This window comes from Micromonospora sp. NPDC002389 (assembly GCF_040296095.1).
Taxonomy (GTDB): Bacteria; Actinomycetota; Actinomycetes; order Mycobacteriales; family Micromonosporaceae; genus Micromonospora.
Genome location: NZ_JBEOWP010000011.1, coordinates 1 through 16,170, shown reverse-complemented (window position 1 = coordinate 16,170; position 16,170 = coordinate 1). Strand labels below are relative to the sequence as shown.

The 16,170-nt window shown below is 71.6% G+C and carries 13 protein-coding genes; 9 read left to right on the top strand and 4 right to left on the bottom strand.

The window, feature by feature from the left end:
* The first annotated feature begins 3 nt into the window (after positions 1 to 3).
* Genes ABT008_RS20955 through ABT008_RS20925 form a run of 7 tightly spaced genes read left to right on the top strand, consistent with a single transcriptional unit; the run spans position 4 to position 8,931 of the window.
* Positions 4 to 492, top strand: a complete 489-nt coding sequence (locus ABT008_RS20955; protein WP_111242783.1) for an FHA domain-containing protein FhaB/FipA — start codon at positions 4 to 6, stop codon at positions 490 to 492.
* Positions 489 to 1,961, top strand: coding sequence for a PP2C family protein-serine/threonine phosphatase (locus tag ABT008_RS20950; protein ID WP_350697914.1), 1,473 nt, complete (start codon positions 489 to 491; stop codon positions 1,959 to 1,961). The genes ABT008_RS20955 and ABT008_RS20950 overlap by 4 nt, the downstream gene beginning before the upstream one ends.
* A 27-nt stretch (positions 1,962 to 1,988) precedes the next feature.
* Complete coding sequence (locus ABT008_RS20945; protein ID WP_350697913.1) at positions 1,989 to 3,479, top strand: FtsW/RodA/SpoVE family cell cycle protein; 1,491 nt, start codon at positions 1,989 to 1,991, stop codon at positions 3,477 to 3,479.
* Positions 3,476 to 4,981 (top strand): peptidoglycan D,D-transpeptidase FtsI family protein, encoded by a 1,506-nt coding sequence (locus ABT008_RS20940; protein WP_350697912.1) that lies wholly within the window; start codon positions 3,476 to 3,478, stop codon positions 4,979 to 4,981. Before ABT008_RS20945 ends, ABT008_RS20940 begins: the two co-directional genes overlap by 4 nt.
* Position 4,982: 1 nt before the next feature.
* Positions 4,983 to 6,404, top strand: coding sequence for a serine/threonine-protein kinase (locus ABT008_RS20935; RefSeq protein ID WP_350697911.1), 1,422 nt, complete (start codon positions 4,983 to 4,985; stop codon positions 6,402 to 6,404).
* A complete protein-coding gene (gene pknB / locus ABT008_RS20930; protein ID WP_350697910.1) occupies positions 6,401 to 8,242 on the top strand; it encodes a Stk1 family PASTA domain-containing Ser/Thr kinase in 1,842 nt (613 codons plus the stop codon). The genes ABT008_RS20935 and pknB overlap by 4 nt, the downstream gene beginning before the upstream one ends.
* Positions 8,239 to 8,931, top strand: a complete 693-nt coding sequence (locus ABT008_RS20925; protein ID WP_350697909.1) for a SanA/YdcF family protein — start codon at positions 8,239 to 8,241, stop codon at positions 8,929 to 8,931. Before pknB ends, ABT008_RS20925 begins: the two co-directional genes overlap by 4 nt.
* A gap of 28 nt (positions 8,932 to 8,959) precedes the next feature.
* Here ABT008_RS20925 and ABT008_RS20920 read toward each other — a convergent pair whose 3' ends face one another.
* From ABT008_RS20920 to ABT008_RS20905, 4 genes are all read right to left on the bottom strand, one after another.
* On the bottom strand, positions 8,960 to 9,610 hold the full coding sequence (locus ABT008_RS20920; protein WP_350697908.1) for an aminodeoxychorismate/anthranilate synthase component II: 651 nt from the start codon (positions 9,608 to 9,610) through the stop codon (positions 8,960 to 8,962).
* 5 nt (positions 9,611 to 9,615) lie between these two features.
* Positions 9,616 to 9,918: a hypothetical protein gene (locus ABT008_RS20915; RefSeq protein WP_350697907.1), complete on the bottom strand. Its 303-nt coding sequence runs from the start codon at positions 9,916 to 9,918 to the stop codon at positions 9,616 to 9,618.
* A gap of 2 nt (positions 9,919 to 9,920) precedes the next feature.
* On the bottom strand, positions 9,921 to 11,792 hold the full coding sequence (locus ABT008_RS20910) for a class E sortase (protein ID WP_502890482.1): 1,872 nt from the start codon (positions 11,790 to 11,792) through the stop codon (positions 9,921 to 9,923).
* Positions 11,793 to 12,330: 538 nt separating this feature from the next.
* Complete coding sequence (locus tag ABT008_RS20905) at positions 12,331 to 13,131, bottom strand: DUF881 domain-containing protein (RefSeq protein ID WP_350697906.1); 801 nt, start codon at positions 13,129 to 13,131, stop codon at positions 12,331 to 12,333.
* 222 nt (positions 13,132 to 13,353) lie between these two features.
* Here ABT008_RS20905 and ABT008_RS20900 point away from each other — a divergent pair, with 222 nt between their 5' ends.
* Both ABT008_RS20900 and ABT008_RS20895 read left to right on the top strand, forming a co-directional pair.
* A complete protein-coding gene (locus ABT008_RS20900; protein ID WP_350697905.1) occupies positions 13,354 to 13,617 on the top strand; it encodes a cell division protein CrgA in 264 nt (87 codons plus the stop codon).
* 265 nt (positions 13,618 to 13,882) lie between these two features.
* On the top strand, positions 13,883 to 16,084 hold the full coding sequence (locus ABT008_RS20895; protein WP_350697904.1) for a (Fe-S)-binding protein: 2,202 nt from the start codon (positions 13,883 to 13,885) through the stop codon (positions 16,082 to 16,084).
* Positions 16,085 to 16,170: the final 86 nt, after the last annotated feature.

Here is a 16,170-nt window from a genome sequence, read left to right as displayed (position 1 = left end):
GCCTTGCCGGAACTCGTCATCACCGTCGCCCGGTTCGGATTCCTCGTCCTGTTGTGGATCTTCGTGTTCACGGTGGTCGGCGTCATCCGTCGGGACCTGTTCGCGGGGGCCCGTTCGGGTCGGCTGGTGGCCGCACCCCGGGCGGTCGGCGCCTCGACCGGTCAGGCGACGGCGAAGCCGGCGAAGGTGAAGCGGGGACGGGCGGCACACCAGCTCGTGGTGACCGCGGGACAACTGGCCGGCACCCGGATCACGCTGGGCGAGGCGCAGATAACCATCGGTCGGGCCGAGGACTCCACCCTCGTCATCACCGACGACTACGCCTCCGCGCGACACGCCCGACTCGTACCGCGCGACGGGCAGTGGTTCGTCGAGGATCTCGGCTCGACTAACGGGACGTACCTCGATCGCGCTAAGGTCACCGGACCGACCCCCGTTCCCCTCGGCGTGCCGATCCGGATCGGCCGCACCTCTCTCGAATTACGGCCATGACTCTGACCCTGCGCTATGCGGCCCACAGCGACCGCGGTCTGATCCGTGACGGTAACCAGGACTCCGTCTACGCCGGACCGCGGCTTCTCGCCGTCGCCGACGGCATGGGCGGCATGGCCGCCGGTGACGTCGCCAGCAACATCGTCATCGGTGCCATGGCGCCGCTCGACGAGGACGTCCCCGGTGACGCCCTCGTCGACGCGTTGCGTTCCGCCGTGAGCACCGCCAACCAGCAGCTCCGCGACACCGTGGAGGCCAACCCACAGCTGGAGGGGATGGGCACCACGCTCACCGCGACCCTCTTCTCCGGCAGCAAGCTGGGCATGGTCCACATCGGCGACTCGCGGGCCTATCTCCTGCGCGACGGCGAGTTCGCGCAGATCACCAAGGACGACACCTACGTCCAGATGCTCGTCGACGAAGGCCGGATCAGCCCGGAGGAGGCGAGCAGTCACCCCCAGCGCTCGCTGCTCACCCGGGCCCTGGACGGCCGGGACATCGACCCCGAGTACTCCGTGCGCCAGGTGCTCACCGGTGACCGCTACCTGATCTGCTCCGACGGACTCTCCGGCGTGGTCAGTGCGGAGACGATCGCCGAGACCATGCGCGAGTACACCGATCCGCAGCAGTGCGTCGAGCGACTCGTGCAACTCGCCCTGCGCGGCGGCGGACCGGACAACATCACGGTGATCATCGCGGACGCCACCGACCGGGACATCGTCGAGGCGGCGCCGATCGTCGGCGGTGCGGCGGCCCGCGACCGTGGCATGGCGACCTCTGCCGACGTCTCCACCCCGGCCGCCCGGGCCTCGGCGCTCTCCGCCCCCCGCCCGGCCGTTCCGGAGGAGCCCGCCGGCAACGCCGACGACGAGCCGGAGGCCCGTCGTCGCCCGCTGCGCGCGCTGGCGATGACGACCGCCCTGGCGGTGATCCTCGGCGGCAGCCTCTACGGCGGGTACACCTACACCCAGCGGCAGTACTACGTCGGCGCCACGCAGGACGGCCAGGTGGCCGTGTTCCGTGGCATCCAGGGCCAGATCGCCGGGATGGACCTCTCCACGGTCCACTCCGAGAGCAGCGCCCAGCTCGACGATCTCACCCTCGCCGCGCAGGAGCAGGTCAAGCAGGGCATTCCGGCCAAGAGCGAGCCGGACGCGGAACGCCGGCTGGCCGAGCTGACGGTGGACAGCCCCACCAACGTCAACCTCAAGCCGATCTGCCCGCCCACCACGAGCCCGACCCCGAGTCCGACTCCCGACGCGGGCGCACCCTCGCCGGCACCGCAAGCGCCGAGCGGCTCGCCGAGCCCGGTCGGCAGCGTGTCGGTCTCCCCCACGGGCGCCTCCGCGACCCCACCGGTACGCCCGTCCGACAACGGGGCGGCGATCCTGCCCACCGGTACGCCCGACGCCCCGCCCGACACCTTCTCGCCCACCGTCGACCCGGCGGCCTGCCGGTCGCCCGAGTAGGCACCGGCACTCGAACCGAGGACGATCGTGACCGCAGCGGCCACCCCGGCAACCTCGCCCGCCAGTGCGGGCGAGCGTTCCGGCGTACGCCAGGCCCGGTCCCGGCGTAACGCCGAGCTGTCGCTGCTGTTGCTGGCGATGGCCCTGGTCGCGGCGTACGGGGCGATGGTCGAGGCGAACGTGCTCGACACGGTCACCCCGACCTTCTGGGTGCCGGCCGCCGCGCTCACCGCGGTGTTCCTCGGCATGCACCTGGTGATCCGGTTCCTGGCACCCTTCGCCGACCCGGCCCTGCTGCCGGCGGTGGCCCTGCTCAACGGGCTCGGCGTCGGCTTCCTGCACCGGCTGGACCTGGCCCGGGCGGCCCCCGAGGACCGGGTCGACATGGCCACCTTCGCTGGCACCGGCGGGCGGCAGTTGGCCTGGACGCTGGTCTCGGTGATCCTCGCCGCCGGGCTGCTGGCCATCATGCGCGACCACCGCTCGATCTCCCGGTACGCGTACACCCTGGGCCTGGCCGGCATCGTGCTGGTCATGCTGCCGGCCGTGCTGCCGGCCAGCATCTCCGAGATCAACGGTGCCAAGCTCTGGGTCCGGATCGGCAGCTTCTCCATCCAGCCCGGTGAGTTCGCCAAGCTCGCCCTGCTGGTCTTCTTCGCCTACTACCTGGTCCGCAAGCGCGAGGTGCTCTCGCTGGCCAGCCACCGGTTCCTCGGCATCGACTTCCCACGCGGTCGCGACCTGGGCCCGGTGCTGGTGGTCTGGGTGATCAGCCTGCTGGTCCTGATCTTCGAGAAGGACCTCGGCACCTCGCTGCTCTACTTCGGCATGTTCGTGGCGACGGTGTACATCGCCACCGAACGGGTCAGTTGGCTGCTCATCGGTCTGGTCCTCTTCTTCGGCGGTGCCTACCTCGCGTACGTGCTCGGGGAGCAGTTCGGTGGACCGTTCGCGAACTTCTACGTGCGGGCGGAGATCTGGCTCGACCCGTTCGCCGAGCCGTACGACTCCGGCTACCAGTTGGTGCAGGGGCTGCTCGCGCTCGGCACCGGCGGGATGTTCGGCGCCGGACCGGGCGGCGGTCAACCGCTGCTGCTGCCGGAGGTGCAGAACGACTTCATCTTCGCCGGCATCGGTGAGGAGATCGGCCTGTTCGGTCTCTCCGCGCTGCTGGTGATCTATCTGCTGATCGTGGAGCGCGGGCTGCGGGCCGCCATCGCCGTCCGCGACTCCTTCGGCAAGCTGCTCGCCGGTGGCCTGGCCTTCACCCTCGCGCTCCAGGTCTTCGTGATCGTCGGCGGCATCAGCGGGCTCATCCCGCTGACCGGTCAGACCACCCCGTTCCTCTCCGCCGGTGGCTCCTCGCTGATGGCGAACTGGCTGCTGGTCGCGGTGCTGCTGCGGGTCTCCGACGCCGGGCGCCGCCCGGTGACCGGGGTCGGCGGCAAGGTGAACCGTCCGTCCGGCGGGCCGCCCGAGCAACTGCACGGTGCCCCCACGGAGGTGATCAAGCCGTGAACGCACCCCTGCGCCGGGTCGGCGTCGTCGTCATCGTCCTGTTCGCCCTGCTCTTCGCCAACCTGAACTGGATCCAGGCGTACAAGGCCGACGAGTACCGCACCAGCGACTACAACGGCCGGGTCCAGGTCGCCGAGTACGAGCGCCGTCGCGGCAACATCGAGGCGGGCGGCACCGCCCTGGCGGTCAGCAAGGAGACCGAGGGCGAGCTGAAGTTCCTGCGGACCTATCCGGGCGGGGCGAAGTACGCCCACGTGCTCGGCTACAAGCCGGTCAACCTCGGTGACACCGGGATCGAGCGCTCCGAGAACGACTTCCTCGCCGGCACCAGCGACCAGCTCATCGCCAACCGGATCAAGGACATGTTCACCGGCGACCGCACCGCCGGCGGAAACGTGCTGCTCACCCTCTCCAAGGGTGCCCAGGACGTCGCGTACGACCAGATGCGCAACAACAACCGGGGGGTGAAGAAGGGCGCGGCGATCGCCATCGACCCGAAGACCGGGGCGGTGCAGGCGCTGGTCTCCATGCCCAGCTTCGACCCGAACCCGCTGGCCAGCCACAACACCAGCGAGGCGACCAAGGCGTACAACGAGCTGGAGCAGGACCCGCAGCGTCCGCTGCGCAACCGGGCGCTGGCCGAGGTGCTGCCGCCGGGCTCCACGTTCAAGATGGTGGTGGCCGCCGCCGCGCTGGAGAACGGGATCGGCAAGGACACCAACATCCCGGCCGGGCCCAGCTACACCCCGCCGACCTCCGGCGAGGCGATCACCAACGCGGTGCCGTCGATCTGCCCGCAGTCCCAGGTCACCCTGATGAAGGCGGTCACCGACTCCTGCAACACCGGTTTCGCCAAGCTCGGTGTGCAGCTCGGTCCGGACGTGATCAAGGAGAAGGCCCGGCAGTTCGGGTTCGAGCAGGAGGACCTGACCGTCGGCCGGCTCGGCGAGGGCGGCCAGGCGGTGGCGGCCAGCCGTACCGGCGACATGCAGAACCCCGACGGCGGGGCCGACCCGGCGGCGCTGGCCCAGTCCTCCATCGGGCAGCGCGACGTGCGGATGAGCCCCCTGGAAGGGGCGATGATCGCCGCAGCGGTCGCCAACCAGGGCAGCCAGATGCGGCCCTACCTGGTACGCCAGCTCCTCGGACCGGACCGCACCACCGTCTACGACCCGGCCCAGCCGCGTGAACTGCGCCGCCCGGTCAGCCGTGAGGTCGCCGCCGACCTGCGGGACATGATGGTCAGCGTGGTGGAGAACGGCACCGCCCGTTCCGCACGGATCAACGGCTACACCGTGGGCGGCAAGACGGGTACCGCCCAGTCGGCGCCCGACCGGCCCGACCACGGCTGGTTCATCGGTTTCGCCATCGACTCCAACGGGGAACCGGTCTCGGCGGTCTGCGTGCTGCTCGAAGAGGCCGGCAGCGGCGGCAGCGCAGAGGCGGCCCGGATCTCCGGGCAGATCATGCGCGCCGTCATCGCCGACCGTGGGGGGCGTTGACATGCTCAGTCCGGGAGTTCAGCTCGGTAACCGCTACCGTCTCGACGAGCGCATCGCCAGCGGTGGCATGGGCGACGTCTGGCGTGGCCTGGACCAGGTGCTCGGCCGTACCGTCGCGGTGAAGAGCCTGCTCCCGGCGCTGCTGGACGAGCCCGGTTTCGCCGAGCGGTTCCGGGGCGAGGCCCGCACCATGGCGACGATCAACCACCCGGGTGTGGTCGACGTCTACGACTTCGGCAACGACCAGCAGATCGCCTTCCTGGTGATGGAGTACGTGGAGGGCGACCCGCTCTCGGCCACGCTGAGCCGGGTCGGTCGACTCACCCCGGCCCGGACGATGGCGTTGGTGGCGCAGGCCGCCGACGCGCTGCACGCGGCCCACCTCAAGGGGATCGTGCACCGGGACGTGAAGCCCGGCAACCTGCTGGTCCGGCCGAACGGCACGCTGGTGCTGACCGACTTCGGCATCGCCCGCTCGGAACTCGTCGGCCAGCTCACCGCCGCCGGTTCGGTGCTCGGCACCGCCTCGTACATCTCGCCCGAGCAGGCCACCGGCCAGGTCGCCACCCCCGCCTCGGACGTGTACGCCCTCGGCGTGGTCGCGTACCAGTGTCTCGCCGGCCGCCGGCCCTTTGAGGGCGACAACCCGCTCGACATCGCCATGCGGCACGTGCGGGAGACCCCGCGACAGTTGCCGTCCGACATCCCGCCGCAGGTCTGCGCCCTGGTGGAGCGGGCCATGGCGAAGGACCCGAAGGATCGCTGGCAGAGCGCCGCCGCGCTGGCCGGGGTGGCCCGGCAGCTCAAGACGGCGCTGTCCCAGCAGGCGCGTGCGGGTGGGCAGAACGCCAACCCGATCTCGGCCGCCCCCGCATCGCCGGCTCCGGGACGCGCCCAGGTGCCGACGCCGCAGCCGCCCCGTCCTCCGGCGGCACCGCACTCGACACCTCCCGGGCACCGACCGGCCGTGAACCACCGGCCGCCGGTGTCGCCGATGGCGGCCCGCCCCCCGGCGGCGCAACCACTGCGCCCCACGACTGTCGCTCCGGCCGTGCCGGCGATGCCGGCGGGTCGACCGATGCCACCACCCAACAACTACCCGCATGCCGCCGCCGCGCCGCCCGGCTACCAGCCACGACCGGCCCCGCCACAGCAGGTGCCCGGGCGGTCGCGCTCCGGAGTCCTGTTTCTGGCAGTGATGCTGGGCGTACTGGTCCTGCTCTGTTCCGGCGTGATTTCCTACAGCCTGCGGATGAACCAGAGCGCCGACCTGCCGGTCGGGGTTCCCGTGCAAACGGTGTCGTCCGTCGTGCCCTGGCACGACGGACGAGACGATCCGGCCGGTACGGCGTACCGTCGACTGGATCAGCCCCGCGCGGGCAGCCACGAGACGACGACGAGTGAAGGACGACGGACGCGATGACAGCGCAGGCCCGCCTGCTCGGTGGCAGGTACCAGGTCGGCGAGCTGCTCGGATATGGCGGCATGGCCGAGGTGCATCGCGGTCGCGACCTGCGTCTCGGTCGGGACGTCGCGATCAAGATGCTCCGGACCGACCTGGCTCGGGACGCCACCTTCCAGATGCGTTTCCGGCGGGAGGCGCAGAACGCCGCCTCGCTCAACCACCCGGCCATCGTCGCGGTCTACGACACGGGTGAGGAACAGGCGCCGACCGGCGAAACCCTGCCGTTCATCGTGATGGAGTTCGTCAACGGGCGGACCCTCAAGGAGGTGCTCGGCGCCGAGGGCCGGCTACAGCCCCGTCGGGCGCTGGAGATCTCCGCCGACATCTGCGCGGCGCTGGAGTTCAGCCACCGGCACGGCATCATCCACCGCGACATCAAGCCCGGCAACGTGATGCTCACCCAGACCGGCCAGGTCAAGGTGATGGACTTCGGTATCGCTCGGGCCCTGGCCAGCGGTGCCACCACGATGACGCAGACCAGCGCGGTCATCGGCACCGCCCAGTACCTCTCTCCCGAGCAGGCGCGCGGCGAGGCCGTGGACGCCCGCTCCGACGTGTACGCCGCCGGCTGCGTCCTCTTCGAGCTGGTCTGCGGCCACCCGCCGTTCGTCGGCGACAGCCCGGTCAGCGTCGCGTACCAGCACGTGCGGGAGACTCCGCCGACGCCGAGCGACCTGAACCCGGACGTCAACCCGGCGGTCGACGCGATCGTGCTCAAGGCGCTGTCCAAGAACCCGCTCAACCGTTACCAGAGCGCCGGCGAGATGCGTGCCGACATGCTCCGGGCGGCGGCCGGTCGCCCGGTGATGGCGACGCCGGTGCTGCGCGAGGACGAGACCGTGGCGATGGCCCCGTCCCCGGGCTACTCGTCGGGTGCGGCAGGTGCCACCCAGACGCGACAGATCCCCGCCCGGGTCGGCGACCCGCGCCAGCGGCGCGCCTCGTCCTGGCTGATCGCCATGTTCGCCGCGCTCGGCGTGCTCGCGGTGATCGCGTTGGTCGCCGCGCTGCTGCTGAACCAGCGCGACGACGAGGAAACCCCGGTGCCCACCCTCACCGGGCTCAGCCAGCAGGACGCGTTCGCCCAGATCGAGCAGAACGGGCTCAACGCGGCGCTCGGCGACCCCGTCCTCGCCTCCGACTGCACGAAGGGCGCCGTGGTCAGCCAGACCCCGGCCGCAGGCGAGCGGGTGGAGCCGAACAGCACGGTGACCGTGCAGATCTGCGACGGGAAGCCGGTGGTGACCATCCCGTCCGTGGTCGGTGGCACCCGTGAGTTCGCCGAGCAGCAGCTTGAGGATCTGAAGCTCGACGTGGAGGTCAAGCAGGACGACAACGCCGCGCCCGAGGGCCAGGTGTTGGCGATCGATCCGGGCGCGGGCGAGCGGGTGGAGGAGGGGACCAAGGTCACTCTCACCGTCTCCAGGGGCAACGTGGTCCGGGTGCCTGACGTCGCGAACCTCACCGAGGACGAAGCGCGGAAGAGGCTGCGGGACGCGGGCTTCGAGGTCCGGGTCCAGACCGGTCGTGCGGTGCCTGCGGACCAGGCCGGTCGGGTGCTCAACCAGGACCCGAACGCCAACAGCCAGCGCACCAAGGGCAGCCGGGTGACGATCACCATCTCCGTCGAGGAGGAGGAAGAGGACCCGGAGCCGTCGCAGACGCCGCCGACCGGTACCCCGCCGACCACCCCGCCGCCGGATGAGGACGACGACGGTGGTGGCAGCGGTGGCGGTGGCGGCGGCCAGGTCATGCCGACGCCGGGCTTCCCGCCGTTCCGGTTCCCCGGCGAGTGACCGACCCGGCCCCGGCCGCCGCCCCGGTGCGGTGGCGGCGCCGCCTGATCCGGGTCGCCGCCCTCGTCGCCGTCGCACTGCTGCTGGTGAGCGTGCCGTGGCTCTGGACGACGGTGTCCGCGCGCGGACACGTCTTTACCGAGGCCGACGCGCCGAGCGCCGACGTGGTGATCGTCCTGGGCACGGCGGTCACCGAGAACGGACAGCGACCCGGCATCCGGCTCGCCGGACGCCTGGAGACCGCCGCCGAGCTGGTGCAGAGCGGGCGGGCCCGGGTGGTGCTGGTGTCGGGTGACGGCGGCGGAACGTCCGGGGACGAGCCGGCGGCGATGGCCGAGCACCTGACCGGGCCGCTCGGTGTCGACCCGCAGCGCGTCGTCACCGACCCGCACGGCCTCGACACGTACGACAGTTGCCTGCGGGCACGGGACGTCTACGGGATCGAGCGGGCCCTGATCGTCACGCAGTCCTACCACCTGGACCGTGCCGTGACGCTCTGCCGACACCTCGGCATCGACACCGACGGGGTCGTCGCCCGCTGCACCGGCTGCGGATCGAGCCTGCTGGCGCAGAAGGCGGCCCGTGACTACCTGGCCAGCGGCAAGGCGGTCCTGGACGCGGTTCGCCGCCGACCACCTGCGGTCAGCTCGCCCGCCGACCCGAGCGTCACGGACGCGCTTCGTCGGTGACCGTTTCGCTGTGTCGGGCGGATCGGTGTCAGGTGGTGGCGAAGGCGGCGCGGCGGCGGGTGTCGACCTCGGCGGCCAGCGCAGGGGCACGGTCCAGCGCCTCCCGGTAGCCGCAGCCGGCCAGCCAGTTCGCCAGCATCAGGTGGCCGCCCTCGGTGAGCACCGACTCCGGGTGGAACTGCACGCCCTCGATCGGCAGCGTCCGGTGCCGCATCGCCATCACCACGCCGGACTCCGTCCGACCGGTCACCTCCAGCTCCGCCGGCAGCGTCTCGGGCAGGACGGCGAGGGAGTGGTAGCGGGTCGCGGTGAACGGGTCGGGCAGTCCGGCGAGTACGCCGACCGAGTCGTGGCGTACCTCCGAGGTCTTGCCGTGCAGCAGCTCCGGGGCGCGGGCGACGGTGGCCCCGTACGCCTCGCCGATCGCCTGATGACCGAGGCAGACGCCGAAGATCGGGATCTCGCCCGCGTACCGGCGGATCACGTCGAGGCAGATGCCGGCCCGGTCGGGACTGCCCGGTCCGGGCGAGAGCAGGATGCCGTCGGCACCGACCCGGCCCACCTCCGCCACGTCGATCTCGTCGTTGCGCCGCACCTCGCACTCGACGCCGAGCTGGCCGAGGTACTGCACCAGGTTGAAGACGAACGAGTCGTAGTTGTCGATCACCAGGACGCGCATCGGCCTCACTCGTCTTCGTTCGGCGGCGGGGTGTTGTTCCGGTCGGTGTCGTACGGCAGGTCGTGCTCGTCACCGGGCGGGGCGTCGTCCAGCGGGTCCTCGCCGGGCACCACGTCGCTGCCGGGTACGCCGGGACCGTCGTCCTGCTGGGTGACCTGGACGTCCTCCCCGGTGAACGGGAGCAGCGGCCCGGCCCAGGGGAAGACCACGTACCAGAGCAGCGCCACCATGGTGGTGGCGAGCAGCAGGCTGCCGACGAGTTTGCCGGGCAACCCGAAGGGCAGCTTGCGCCAGATCCAGCCGTACATCGTCAGGCTCCCAGCTCCGCCGGGCGCCCCTCGGCCTTCGGCTGCGTACGGGTCAACTCGGCGTGGACGATCAACCGCTCGTAGTTGTCGAACTTGGGATTGCAGGTGGTCAGAGTCAGCATCCGCTTGGACGGCCGGACCCCCGGCCGCCCCGGTACGGGCGCGACCACCTCCACCTGGGACGGCTTCACGATGTGGTTCTCGGTGACCTGGTAGACGTACCACTCGTTGCGGCCCTCGACCACGATGGCGTCACCGTCGCGCAGCTCGTCCAGTCGCCAGAAGGTGGCCCGGTTGCGGTGCCCGGCCACGGAGAAGTTGCCGACCTGACCGGGCAGGGCGCTGTCCGGGTAGTGGCCCGGCGCGTACCGGATGTCCTCCTGGCGGACACCCTCGACGACGATCCACTCCTTGTCGAACTTGGGGATGTAGAGCCCGGCGATCGGCTTGCCGTTGACCGGTGGTTTCGGGGACGCGGACGGCGAGGCACTGGCCGACGGGGCCACCGTCGGGTCGCCCTCGGGCCCCCATGCCTGCGCGAGCTGCTGGCTCAGCTCGCCCTGGTGCGCGTCGACGATCGCCGACTTGCCCCAGATCTCGTAGCCGGCGAAGAGGAGCACCACCAGGCCGAAGGTGATCAGCAGCTCCCCGCTGAACCGCAGGCCGGTGCGGACCCGGGACCACGCGGACGGCCGGGTCAGCTCGGAGTAGACGCTCTTGTAGCCCTCACCGGTCTGGTGCGGCCGGAGCTGCACCACCCGGTCACCCCGTCGCGGCTTGGGAGGCTCGGCACCCGGGCCGGCACCGTCAGCGGGGTCGTCGGTCTTCGGCGGTCGGGGCACGGCCCCCATCAGGGCGGTGGAGTCCATCGCGGGCGGGGTGCTCGGCCGGGGGCCGGTGATCGCGGGGATGAGGGCGGTGGCACCCGGGTCGGCCGGCGGCCGACCGTCCGACCGGGAGCCGGCGGAGGCCCCGCCGCTCGGCGACAACGCCGGGGTGCTGCCGGTCGGCGACGCTGCGGGGGTGCTGCCGGTCGGCGACGATGCCGAGGCACCGCGCGTCGGCGACGAGGGCGTGCCGCCGGTCGCAGAGGGCGTGGCAGCCCCGCCGGTCGGCGACGACGGGGGCGTGCCGCCGGTCGGGGAGGCGGCGGAGCGGACCGGGCCGCCGATCGCCGGCATCAGTGCCGTCGGCCCTTCACCCGACCAGCTCTGCTCGGTGGGCTGCCCCGAGGGCGGGGCGTCGCGACCGTCCCGGTTATCCGTCCGCCAAGCTGGGGGCGGCTGCGGGCCCGTGGGCTGCGGCGTCGGGTGCTGCGGCGTCGGTTGGTGCTGCGACGTCGGGTGGTGCTGCGGTGCCGGGTGGTGCTGCGGTGCCGGGTGTTGCGGGGCGGTGGGCTGCTGGCGGGCGGGCCCCGACGGCGGGACCTGCCCGGGCTGCGCACCGTGCCGCGCCTGTGCCGGGTCGCGACCGTGCCGGGCGTACGGCGGCTGTCCCGGTCCGGCAGGCGGAGTCTGGGCGGGCGGGTAACCGGGCTGCGGGGTGGCCGGTCGCACCGAGCTGGCGTCCGGCCGGGCTTGGCCGGCCCCGGAGGGTGCGGATCCGCTTCCCGCAGGGGACAGGCCGGGAACGTCCGGGTGCGTGGACCTGGCCCCGTGCGGCGGTGACCCGGCGTCCGGCCAGGTCGGCCCGGTCGCCGGTCGTGCCGGAGCGCCGCCGGGCGGCGAGTGGCGTGGCTGCTGCCCGCCGGACCAGGCCGAGGAGGTACCCGGGCCGCTCGCCTGCGGCCCCGGACCGCCGGGGGCGGTGCCGTCGGGCGCGGCGGGGCGTCGAGCCTCGAAGGCCCCGCGCCACGGGGTCGGCTCGACGGGTATGTCCGGCTCGCTGGAGGGCAGGGGTACGCCGTTCCACTGCCCGGCACCGGCTGGGCTCTGCCGTCGACCGGGTCCGTCGACCGGCGGCACGCTCGGCGACGGGCCCCACCGACCCGGCGACCGCTCCTGGCTCGTTGCGGCGTCCGTGCGACCGGGTGCTCCGGAGTCACCCTGGCGAGCCGTTGCGCCGAAGCGAGGGTCCGGTCCACTGCCCGCCGGGGCGGAGGTGTCCCACCGGCCGGGCGTGGTGTTCCAGCGACCGGCCGGGCCGGTGGGCTCCCCGGACCGGGTGTCGGGTGGCCCCGACGGCCGATTGTCGGGCGAGACCGGTGGCCGGGTGTCGGGCGAGACCGGCGGACGGCGCTCGGGCCCGGCCGACGAGCGGGTGTCGGTCGTGGGGGCGCGACGGTTGTCGGGCGTGGCCGGGTGGCGGCTGTCCGGCGTGGCCGGGTCCGGCCGCTCGATCTTGGGCAGGAAGGCGGTTTGTTCGTCGGCCTGGTCGCGGTGCCGGCCGTCGGGGTGCGGGCTCACCGCGCGCTCACTGCGGCACCGTCGCCGACCGCAGGGTGGTGGAGTCCTCGAACGCGGGCACGGTGACGGTGCCGGGAAGCTCCTGGTAGCCGAGCTGGTAGTTGTCGACCGCGTCCCTGAACCACCGGACTCCCTCGGAAGCGGCGAGAGCCTGCTGCAACGCGGCAGGGTCGCCAATTGCTACGATCTTGAATGGAGGGGAGTACACCCGGCCGTGCAGCAGCAGGGTGTTACCCACGCAGCGTACCGCGCTGGTCGCCAGGACGCGGACGTTCATGATTGACATGGCCTCGGCGCCACCGGCCCACAACGCGTTCACCACTGCCTGGACGTCACCCTGGTGTACGACCAGGTCGTCGTTGGTGGCCCCGTCGGGCAGGTTGTTGAGCCGGGGCGCGTCGTCGAGCACGACGGTCATCCCCGAGCCGGTCAGCTCGGTGAAACCGGCGGTGGCGAGGCTGGCGGTGCCGCGCTCCTGCTGCTCCCTGATCGGCCCGTCCGAGTCGGCGAGGTCGGCCGTACGGCTCTCGACCTCCTTGCGCAGCGTCGCGGCGCGCTCCTCGTTCGCCGCCACCTGGGCGCGGCGGTCCTCGATGAGTTCGGTGAGCTGGGGGCGTCGGTCCTCGCGCAGGTTCGTGCCGCCTGCGGTGGTGGCGGTGGTGGTGAAGAGCAGGCCGGCCGCGGCGGCGATCAGCGGTACCCCGATCGACCAGCCCGGACGGCGCTGACGCGGCCGGCGGGGCAGCAACCCGGCGACGAGTCGTCGCAGCGCCTTCTGCCACGACGCTGCGCCGGACGTGTACTCCACGGCCGTTCCCCCTTGTCCTCCGGCTCCGGCACCCGTGGGGTGCGGCGGAGCGACGGTCGCCCGCCCGTCCGATTCGCCGATGCCGGGCATCGGTCTGGCCTCATCCGTGGATTGGACGGGCCTTCCGGACTACGCTAGCTGTCGAACATTATTGGCCATGGACCGTCGCCCTCGCGCCCGGTTGTCAGGCCGGACGAGGTCGTAACCCCTCTGGAGAGCGTCGTGCCCAAGTCTCAGGTCCGCAAGAAGAAGGTGTACACCCCACCCACGGATGTACGCCCGACGACGACATCGGCGTCCCGTAAGCCGAGCCCGGTCTGGCTACCCGCCACGGCCGTGTCGTTGATCGCCTTCGGCATCGCCTGGCTGGTGGTCTACTACCTGTCCGAGCAGGAGTACCCGGTCATGGAGCTGGGGTACTGGAACCTCGCGGTCGGCTTCGGCGCGATGGTCGCCTCCCTGATCCTGCTCTCCCGCTGGCGCTGATTCCCTGCTCAACGGCCACCTGCGCAGGCCCCGCCCGAGCGGATTCGGCGGCGGCCTCCTAAGGTGTGCGCAGGGCGGCGTGGCCCAGGTGCGAGAAGTCTCACGTTACTGTTGAGTAACCTTGCGCGTAAGCTGCATCGCATGACCGAGTGGACCGAGGTCATCGACCGATCCGGGTCGAGGTGCGGCACCCTGGGGTGACCAACCGCACCCCGACCCCGGTCGCCGAGCCGCTCGACAGGCAGCAGACCGGGAGGCCAACTCGATGGGCAGCGTCCAGATCGTCACCACGATCCTCGCGGCCGCCATCACCGCCGTGGCGGTGTGGCTTGCGGTGCGTGCGGTCTCGAAGATGTTCGCCGTGATCCGGCTGGGTCAGCCCGACCCGTCCCGCTCCGGTGACCACGCCGCGCGTACGAAGACCATGCTCGCGGAGACGGCCGGGCACACCCGGATGCTCCGCTGGAGCGTGGTCGGTGCCGCGCACTGGTTCGTGATGGTCGGCTTCCTCGTGCTGTCGCTGCTGGTGCTTGAGGCGTACTTCGAGGTGGTGTCGCCGACCGCCGGGTTGCCGCTGATCGGTGGCTGGGCGCTCTATGGGCTGGTCACCGAGTGGATCGGCATCCTCGGTGTCGTCGGCATCGTGGTGCTGATCGCGATCCGGGTGGCCAACCGGCCGAGTCAGGCCGGACGCCGGTCCCGGTTCACCGGCTCCACCATGTGGCAGGGCTACTTCGTCGAGGCCGTCGTCCTCGCCGTCCTGGTCATGGGCTTCCTGATCCGTGGCTTCAAGGTCGCCACCGACCACTTCGAGTACCCGACCTGGGCCACCCCGCTGAGTCACGCGGTCGGCTCGGTGCTGCCGGACTGGGAGTCCGGGGTCAGCGTCGCCGCCCTCATCAAGATCGCGATCTCGATGACCTGGCTCATCGTGATCTCGCTGAACGTGACCATGGGCGTCGCCTGGCACCGCTTCCTGGCCTTCCCGAACATCTACTTCAAGCGGAAGCCGGGTGCGTCCGGCTCCGGCCTCGGGCCGCTGCGGCCGATGACGAGCGAGGGCAAGCCGCTCGACTTCGAGGAGGCTGATCCGGAGAAGGATCAGTTCGGCGTCGCGCACGTCGAGCAGTTCACCTGGAAGGGCCTGCTGGACTTCAGCACCTGCACCGAGTGCGGCCGGTGCCAGTCGCAGTGCCCGGCGTGGAACACCGGCAAGCCGCTGTCGCCGAAGCTGCTGGTACTCAGCCTGCGCGACCACGCGTACGCCAAGGCGCCCTATCTGCTGGCCGGCGGCGGCAAGGACCTCACCGGCGAGGAGAAGGCCACCGCAGCGCAGCTCGCCCACGTCGACGTGCTGGCGCTCGCCGAGGCGGAGAAGCCGCTGATCGGTGACGCCGAGGCGGGCGGCGTGATCGACCCGGACGTGCTCTGGTCGTGCACCACCTGCGGCGCCTGTGTGGAGCAGTGCCCGGTGGACATCGAGCACGTCGACCACATCGTCGACATGCGCCGCTACCAGGTGCTGATCGAGTCGAACTTCCCCTCCGAGGCCGGCGTGATGCTGCGCAACCTGGAGAACAAGGGCAACCCCTGGGGCGCGCCGCAGAACACCCGGGAGGACTGGACCAAGGGCCTCGACTTCGAGGTGCCCCGGGTCGGCGAGGTCGAGGACTTCGAGTACCTCTTCTGGGTGGGCTGTGCCGGTGCGTTCGAGGACCGGGCGAAGAAGACCACCCGGGCGGTCGCCACGCTGCTGAACGAGGCGGGCGTCTCGTTCGCCATCCTCGGTGAGGGCGAGACCTGCTCCGGCGACCCGGCCCGCCGAATCGGCAACGAGTTCGTCTTCCAGATGCTCGCCCAGCAGAACGTGGAGACGCTCAACGAGGCGTTCGAGGGCCGCGAGAAGGCCAAGCGGAAGATCGTGGCGACCTGTCCGCACTGCTTCAACACCCTGGGCAACGAGTACGGCCAGCTCGGCGGCGAGTTCGAGGTGGTGCACCACACCCAGTTGCTGGCGCACCTGGTCGCCACCGGCAAGCTGACCCCGGTGCAGCCGGTCGACGGTGGTGTCACCTACCACGACCCGTGCTACCTGGGCCGGCACAACCGGGTCTTCACCCCGCCGCGCGAGGTGCTGGGCAGCGCCGTCGGCGGGGACGACGGCCTGGTCGAGATGCCGCGCAACAGCGAGCGCTCCTTCTGCTGCGGCGCCGGTGGCGCGCGCATGTGGATGGAGGAGCGGATCGGCAAGCGGATCAATGTGGATCGGGTCGAGGAGGCCATGTCCACCGGCGCGAGGACCGTCGCGGTCGGCTGTCCGTTCTGCTCGACGATGTTGAGTGACGGAGTCAACGGCAAGGGCGCCGGCGACCAGGTCGAGGTGGTCGACGTGGCCAGCGTGCTGTTGCGTTCGGTCAAGCCCGAGCAGGCCCGGGGCGCCGAGGAGGGCGAGCCGGTCGCCGGGTGACCAGCGCGTACGTCGGGGCGTGGGGGGGGGCGGGGGGGTGGCCGCAGCTGGGGGGTGTTTATTATTGGGGGATTTTATTTTAAAAT